This window comes from Nocardia sp. NPDC050630 (assembly GCF_044457245.1).
Classification (GTDB): Bacteria; Actinomycetota; Actinomycetes; order Mycobacteriales; family Mycobacteriaceae; genus Nocardia.
Window position 1 is genome coordinate 81918 of record NZ_JBITGN010000025.1, and the last position, 6688, is coordinate 88605.

5 protein-coding genes and 2 pseudogenes are annotated in these 6688 nt (G+C 65.9%); 3 read left to right on the forward strand and 4 right to left on the reverse strand.

Features of this window, described 5'->3' with window-relative positions:
- Nucleotides 1-63: 63 nt before the first annotated feature.
- Nucleotides 64-1191 (forward strand): annotated as a pseudogene (locus ACIBG0_RS37135) (integrase); the annotation flags it as partial.
- A 50-nt stretch (nucleotides 1192-1241) separates the two neighbouring features.
- On the opposite strand, the gene ACIBG0_RS37140 reads toward ACIBG0_RS37135, so the two are convergent.
- From ACIBG0_RS37140 to ACIBG0_RS37155, 4 genes are all read right to left on the reverse strand, one after another.
- Nucleotides 1242-3287, reverse strand: coding sequence for a recombinase family protein (locus ACIBG0_RS37140; RefSeq protein WP_397039422.1), 2046 nt, complete (start codon nucleotides 3285-3287; stop codon nucleotides 1242-1244).
- A gap of 70 nt (nucleotides 3288-3357) precedes the next feature.
- A complete protein-coding gene (locus ACIBG0_RS37145) occupies nucleotides 3358-3708 on the reverse strand; it encodes a hypothetical protein (protein ID WP_397039423.1) in 351 nt (116 codons plus the stop codon).
- On the reverse strand, nucleotides 3686-4165 hold the full coding sequence (locus ACIBG0_RS37150; protein WP_397039425.1) for a helix-turn-helix domain-containing protein: 480 nt from the start codon (nucleotides 4163-4165) through the stop codon (nucleotides 3686-3688). The genes ACIBG0_RS37145 and ACIBG0_RS37150 overlap by 23 nt, the downstream gene beginning before the upstream one ends.
- 165 nt (nucleotides 4166-4330) lie before the next feature.
- Nucleotides 4331-4615 (reverse strand): DUF5372 family protein, encoded by a 285-nt coding sequence (locus tag ACIBG0_RS37155; RefSeq protein ID WP_397039427.1) that lies wholly within the window; start codon nucleotides 4613-4615, stop codon nucleotides 4331-4333.
- Nucleotides 4616-4650: 35 nt separating this feature from the next.
- Here ACIBG0_RS37155 and ACIBG0_RS37160 point away from each other — a divergent pair.
- Together ACIBG0_RS37160 and ACIBG0_RS37165 are read left to right on the forward strand one after the other, a co-directional pair.
- Nucleotides 4651-5541 (forward strand): annotated as a pseudogene (locus ACIBG0_RS37160) (Mu transposase C-terminal domain-containing protein); the annotation flags it as partial.
- On the forward strand, nucleotides 5538-6551 hold the full coding sequence (locus ACIBG0_RS37165; RefSeq protein WP_397039429.1) for a TniB family NTP-binding protein: 1014 nt from the start codon (nucleotides 5538-5540) through the stop codon (nucleotides 6549-6551). The pseudogene ACIBG0_RS37160 and the gene ACIBG0_RS37165, both read left to right, overlap by 4 nt.
- The last annotated feature ends 137 nt before the right edge of the window (nucleotides 6552-6688 follow it).

Consider the following 6688-nt stretch of genomic DNA (forward strand, 5'->3'; position numbering starts at 1 on the left):
GCCACGATCTTGCAGGTCGGCGACGAGATCCTTTGGAACGGTGACGCATTCACCGTCACAGCGCTGGCGGCTGGGCATGTTCGCCTGGTCGACGCGGTCGGCACCCCGACGACGGCACAGTTGCCGCAGTTGCTGACCGACTCGACGTTGGAAGTGGTCACCGGGACGCGGACCACGTCGCTGCGGAGCCTCGACGGGTTGCCCGAGGAGGTGGTTGTTGCGGCCAGATGGTGGGAGCGCCATATCGTCGAAGTGCTCACCGGATTGACGCCGGATCCGGCCCCTGGCCAGCGGCCCAAGCCGGAATACGATGCCGGACTGCGGTCGTTGCGGCAACGCGAGTTGGCCAAGATCGAGGAGTTGACCCGGGCCGGGCATCAGGTCGGGTGGAGCACCCTCAAGCGGCGCCGACTGGACTATGAACGCGACGGAATCTGGGGCCTAGTCGATCAACGGGCGACACGGGATCGGTCACCGGCTGGGCGCGTCGACGACCGGGTGATCGAGGCGACCAAACGCGCGATCGCCGAGGAGACCGACAGCTCCACCGGCACGGTTTCGCGGTTGCGGCGGCGGACCGAGCAGTTACTGGTCGCCGAGCACGGGCCGGGCACGGTGATCATGCCGGCTCAGCGCACGTTCTACCGGCTGGTTGCGCGGTTGTCTCAGGGCAAACACACCTTCGGGTCGGCGCGAACCCGGCGGTCGTTGGCCAAGCAGCCAGAGGGGCCGTTCTCGACGCTCGTCGCGGCCCGGCCTGGGGAGTTGATGCAGATCGACTCGACTCCGCTGGATGTTCGAGTGGTCCTCGACGGAGGCCAGGTCGATCGGGTTGAGCTGACCGGTCTGGTCGACTCGGCGACGCGCACGATCGCCGCGCTGGTGCTGGCACCGACGACAAAGTCGGTCGACGCGGCCCTGCTGCTGGCGCGGGCGTTGACGCCGGAGCCGATGCGGCCCGGTTGGAGTGATGCGTTGCGGATGACACGGTCGGTGCTGCCGCATCGCAGCCTGATCAGCGTCGACCAGCGGTTGGCCGATGCTGCGGCGAGGCCGGTGATCGCGCCGGAGTCGATCGTGTTCGACCACGGCAAAGTGTTCCTGTCACAGAACTTCCGCAGCGCGGCAAGGGCATTGGGGATCAGCCTACAACCGGCCCATCCTGATACTCCGACCGACAAACCTCTGGTTGCATACTGCACCTCTTTCGCATGATTCGAGTGTTGTTTTGTTTGTGCTGGTCAGGATGTTTTCGGGGGTCGTCCGATGCGGGGGCGTTTCGGTGGGTTGTCGGGGTCGGGTGAGTGGTAGAGGGTTTCGCCCTTGTCGTTGTAGCGCACGGCGGTGACGATGCCGGTGTGTCGCCAGTGTTTGAGGGTGGCGGAGCCGATGCCGAGGCGGGCGGCCATCTCGGCGGGGGTGAGCATGCCTTCCTCGCGCAGGCGTTGGCGGCGGGTGCGGAGCCGGTAGGCGCGGATGATGTTGTCGATTATCTTGTGGTGGAACGGTTCTCCGGTTCCGCTGACCAGGCCGCGTTGGTTGAGGATGGTGGCGATCTCGCCGCTGATGTGGTGGTCGAGGAGTTCGTCGATGAGCGAGACGATGTCGGCGGGAGTGCGGCGGGCTTCGGGCCCGGTTTTGGGGACGGGCATGGTCAGGGTGGTGTGCTGGCCGGCGGGGAATCGGATGTGGGCGGTGATGGTGTCGCGGTCGCGGGAGACGGTGGCATCGGACAGCAGCAGACGAGCGATGCGTTTGCGTTCCCGCGCTGGAGTGTCTGGGTCGTTCCAGATCGCGGGCAGGTCGGTGACGAGTTGCTGGATGCGGGCGCGTTGGGTGTCGGTGAGCTGTCCGGTCTGCTGGGTGCGGGCGGTGTCGTAATCACGTTGCGCGGCTTGCAGTTCGCGCAGCGCGGTGTTCCAGTCGGCTTCCAGGGTTTCGGCGACGAGCCGGTTGGCCGGGTCGACGGTCAGGTAGCGGCGCCGCGCGAGATCGGCGCGGTATTGGGCGCGTTCGACCACGGCGGCGCGCATGCGGTCGGCGGCGGCGGCGCGCTGGTCGAGCTCGGCCGAGACGGCGAGAGCGGCCTCGACGGCCAGCGGAGACAGGGTGTCGATGAGCAGACCTCCGATGCGGGCGTCGAGGTCTGCGCCGGGGATGCTGGCGCAGACCGGTTGGGCGGTGTCGATGCCCTCGCGTTGACACACGTAGGTCGGGAAGTCGCGACCGCGGCGACGGTGATACCGCACCGTCATGCGTTTGCCGCACTTGCCGCAGGCGATCATGCCTTGCAGCAGAGCGATGCCCTCGCGGGGTGGCCCGGCGGCGCGGTCACGGCCGTGGGCGGCGGCATTGGCCGCGAGACGGGCTTGGTTGGCGTCGAACTCGGTGAGGGTGAGGTAGCCGGGATGGGTGTCCGGGATGAACGAAATCCATTGCTCACGAGGAATTTTCACCGACGACCCGGTCGCATTGGGACTGCGGCCGTGACGGCCATAGGTGAACGCGCCGGCATAGCGAGGGTTGTGCAGGATCCGCAGCACGGTGTGATGCGCCAATGGTTTCCAGTCCAGTTCGCCCTTGCGCGGGCCCTTGAGATGACGCCACGGGAACAGCAGTCCCGCGGCGCGGAACGCTTTGACGCAGGCGGTCGCGGAGCCGGTGGCGGCGAAGGTGGCGAACAGATGCCGCAGGGCCTGCTGGACGGCCTGGTCGGGATCCAGGACGACGTGGTCGGCGCCGTCGTAGACGAGCCCGACCGGCAGCGGGGTGATCAGTTCGCCGCGGCGGGCCTTGGACAGCACCCCGCCGCGCAGGCGGGCCTTGATGAAATGCAGTTCAGCTTCGGACATTTGGCCCTTCATGCCCAGAAGAAGCCGGTCGTTGAAGTCGCGGGGGTCGTAGAGGCCGTCCTCGTCGCAGATCAGAGTGCCGGTCATCGCGCAGAGCTCGAGCAACTGGTGCCAGTCGGCGGAATTGCGGGCCAGTCGCGAGCATTCCAAGCCGAGCACGATCCCCGCCCGCCCGAGGGACACCTCGGCGACCAGGTGCTGGAACCCTTCCCGGTCCGCTGCCGACGCGCCGGATTGGCCCTGGTCGACGTCGATGACCTGGATCTGGTCGCCTTGCCAGCCCAGCGCGATCGCCCGGCCTCGCAGGTCGTATTGCCGGTGCGCGGACTCGGTGTGATGCAGAACCTGTTTGAGCGTGGATTGGCGCACATATAGCAGCGCCTCCTTGCCCAGATGCGCGGCGGTCACCTTCGTCACCGCGGCCTCGACGAACACGAAACATGCTCCTTCCTCCCACCGGACTCTTCCGGCAGGCAACACGAAACTGATTGGACTAAAAGATGATTCAGGTTCCAATGAGTGCTAAACCGGCTAACGCGTCCACCAGCTCGGCCGTGATCGCCGACGACAGCGAGGCCACCGCAACCCCCGCGGCGGCCCGGGGCGGGGCAGCCGGGGCCACCACGGCGATGCGCGCCAGGGCGCAGCGCCAGGCGATCACCCCGCGGCGGGTCAGGACCGCGAACCCGAGCGGGAACGCTTGCGCCCGCGCATGCAGTGCGGCGTGACGCAGTTGCTCATAGCGTGCATCCAGTCCCCGCTCCGCCGTCTCCGTCTCCGTCTCGGTCTCCGTCGCCGGTGTCGGCTCGGTGGGTGACCGATCCGGTTGCGGCTCAAGGACTTTTGGAATGGCCATCCCGATAACGGTCCAGCGCGCGTTCAATCGAGCGGGGGTGCACCCGCACCCCGAATCGCTCCTGGATCGGCACCACCAGGTCCTTCGCTCGCAGCGTGGGGTCGGCGGCCAGCCGGGCCTCAGCGAATGCGCAGACCTCGTCGGTGAGCTTGTGACCCGCGCGCGGGCCGGGTTTGGCCGGCACCAGCCCGTCCAGGCCGTGGGCGTCGAGCGCGGCGGCGGCCTCATAGAACGATTGCCTCGAATACCCGAACGACGCAGCAGCCTCGGCGATCGGCGTCCTGTCGACACGCACCCGCCGCACCATCTCGTACTTGACCTGCACCACGTCCCGAGCGTCGAAGAACTCGTGCCCGGTGAAGACCTCGTCGGTCACCGCGTCCGGCCGCGGATTCAAACACCGCGCCTCCCGCAACTCGCCGACCTTCGGATCCTCGGCCGCACCACGCCGCGCCATACAACCTCTTCCACGATCAAATAGTCAGAGAGATTATGCCGCATCACAAACAGATACGAAACTGCAACGGCGAAAAATCCGCAGGAAACACCGCGAAATCCGCTGATAGATTCGCTCAGATGACCCGATATCGACCGTCGCGCCACGGCATAATCTCTCTGACATTTACGGCATAATCTGCCTGACGGTGCTGTCGCCGTCCGGCAGCACACGCAATCGATCGATCAACTCGGCCAGCTCGAGCAGCCCGGCCGTGGTGAACGGGCACCGGCCCTCGGCGATCACCACGAACGGATCCGGCGCAGCGACATCGGTCCACCCCGCAGGCAGCGAGAACAACGCGCCATGCTCATCGCGCATGCTGACCCGATCCTCACCCCAGTTGAAGCGGTGCTCGACGAACTCGAACTCCCGCCCGCACAACGGATGGAACCGATGAGTCACCCGCACTCGGCGGAACCGATCGTCGGGACTGGGTGTAGTTGACGATGTTGTCCAAACCGGTCGTCGAACGCACTCTCGGATCGGTGGCGACGTTGTTCGCCCAGTATGTCGCCGGCTACGTCGGCTCCAGCGTCGAACGTCGCGGACGGCGAGCCGAACAATCGGCGGCCTGGTCGATGATCGAGTTGCAGAACCTGCTCGACGAATGGGTGGTTACGGTCTGGCAGAACCGCCCGCACGAAGGGTTACGCGACCCGATCACTCCGGGAAAAGCGCTTAGTCCCAACGAGAAATACGCCGCGTTGGTCGAGTCCGCTGGTTTCGTCGCGGTCCCGTTGAACGCTGACGACTTCGTCGAGTTGCTGCCAGCGACCTGGCGGGTGATCAATTCCTACGGCATCCGGATAGCGCGACGCACCTACGACGCGAAAGCGCTGAATCCCTATCGCCGTCAACACTCCGACGTTGACCACAAGAACGGTAGTTGGGAAGTTCACTACGACCCCTACGACATCTCCCGCGTCTGGATCCGCGACCACCACAGGGGCGGTTGGATCACCGCGACCTGGACACACCTGCGGACCGCGCCGACACCGTTCGGAGAACTAGCCTGGCAGCACGCCCGCGACATCCTCGCTCGCCGCGGCCACGACCACGTCACCGAGGCCGAAATCGCCCAAGCCGCAGCGGATCTGCTCGACCGAGCCGAACAGGGACCACGGACCAGCGATCAGGCACCCACCACGCGCGACCGGAAGGTCATCGGCCGCACCAAAGCCACCACCAGGCGCACACAGCCATCACTGCCAGAACCCGAACGCGACCCAGCAGACGAACCCGCCGAAGCCGCCGCCGATGAGGGCGAGACCATGGCGAAAGTCATCCCGCTCGGAGTGTTCGACCCCTTCGAAGAAGCGAGGAAACGCTGGTGACCGCCCTCGACCGAGCGACCGAACCGGCTCACCAGTTGACCACCCTGACCGGCTGGCGAGGGTTCACCCAGGACAAACCCACCGTCCCGGACCTGCTCCTCGGCGACGGTTGGGCGCGGCTCGACGAAGCCGAACGCGCCCGTCAGGACGAAATCCGCATCGACTTCCACACGCGGTTGACCGTCATCGCGACCTCGACAGTCAGAAACGTCGCGCAGAAGGGACGCCGGTTGACCCTGCTCAACCGGCACGCAATCAGCGCACGACGCGGGTTGATCCTGTCCGGGGCCGCCGGCACCGGCAAGACCACCGCGATCACCCAGTTCGGCAAGATGCATGAGGCCGCAGACCGGGCACGTCACCCGCATCGGATCGACCGAATCCCAGTGCTCTATGCGACCGTTCCGCCGGCGGCCACTCCACGAATGCTGGCTGCCGAGTTCGCCCGTTTCCTAGGACTTCCTGTCACTCAACGGGCGAACCTCACCGACATCATCGAAGCGGTCTGCGGAGTCTGCTGCGACACCGGCACCAGCGTGGTGATCTGCGATGAACTGCACAACATTTCGCTGGCGACCAGGGCAGGCGCAGAGGTCGCCGACACGTTGAAATACTTCTCCGAACGCATCCCGGCGACCTTCGTCTATGCCGGGATCAACGTCGAACGCGAAGGTCTGTTCTCCGGAACCCGCGGCGAACAGATCGCCGGACGGTTCACCATGATCCGCAGCGTCGGATTCCCCTACGCAGCTGACTGGCGCAGCGTCGTCGCGACCCTGGAAGCCACACTGCGCCTGCGCAACCACAAACCGGGAACCCTCACCGATCTGGACCGCTACCTGCACAAACGGACCGGAGGCATGATCGGCAGCCTTTCGGCCTTGATCCGTGAAGCAGCACTGGAAGCGATCCTCACCGGCAGCGAGAAGATCACCAAGACAATTCTCGACTCTATCGATCTCGACCACGCCGCTGCTGGATCCGACCTGCAACGGGTGAAGACGTCATGAACACGAACAACGAACTCGCACCGCTGCCGGTCCGGCTGCGACTGGCCCGTCCCCAGTGAATGAGACCGCTCGGTATTAGAGTCCTGTTGGCCCTGGTGAGGGCTGGAAGGGACGATGAGCGACATGGCTGGACGCAA

Coding starts and splice junctions, on each gene's coding strand:
- ACIBG0_RS37145 (WP_397039423.1), bottom strand. CDS start 3,708: ATGGCCATTCCAAAAGTCCTTGAGCCGCAACCGGATCGGTCACCCACC.
- ACIBG0_RS37150 (WP_397039425.1), bottom strand. CDS start 4,165: ATGGCGCGGCGTGGTGCGGCCGAGGATCCGAAGGTCGGCGAGTTGCGG.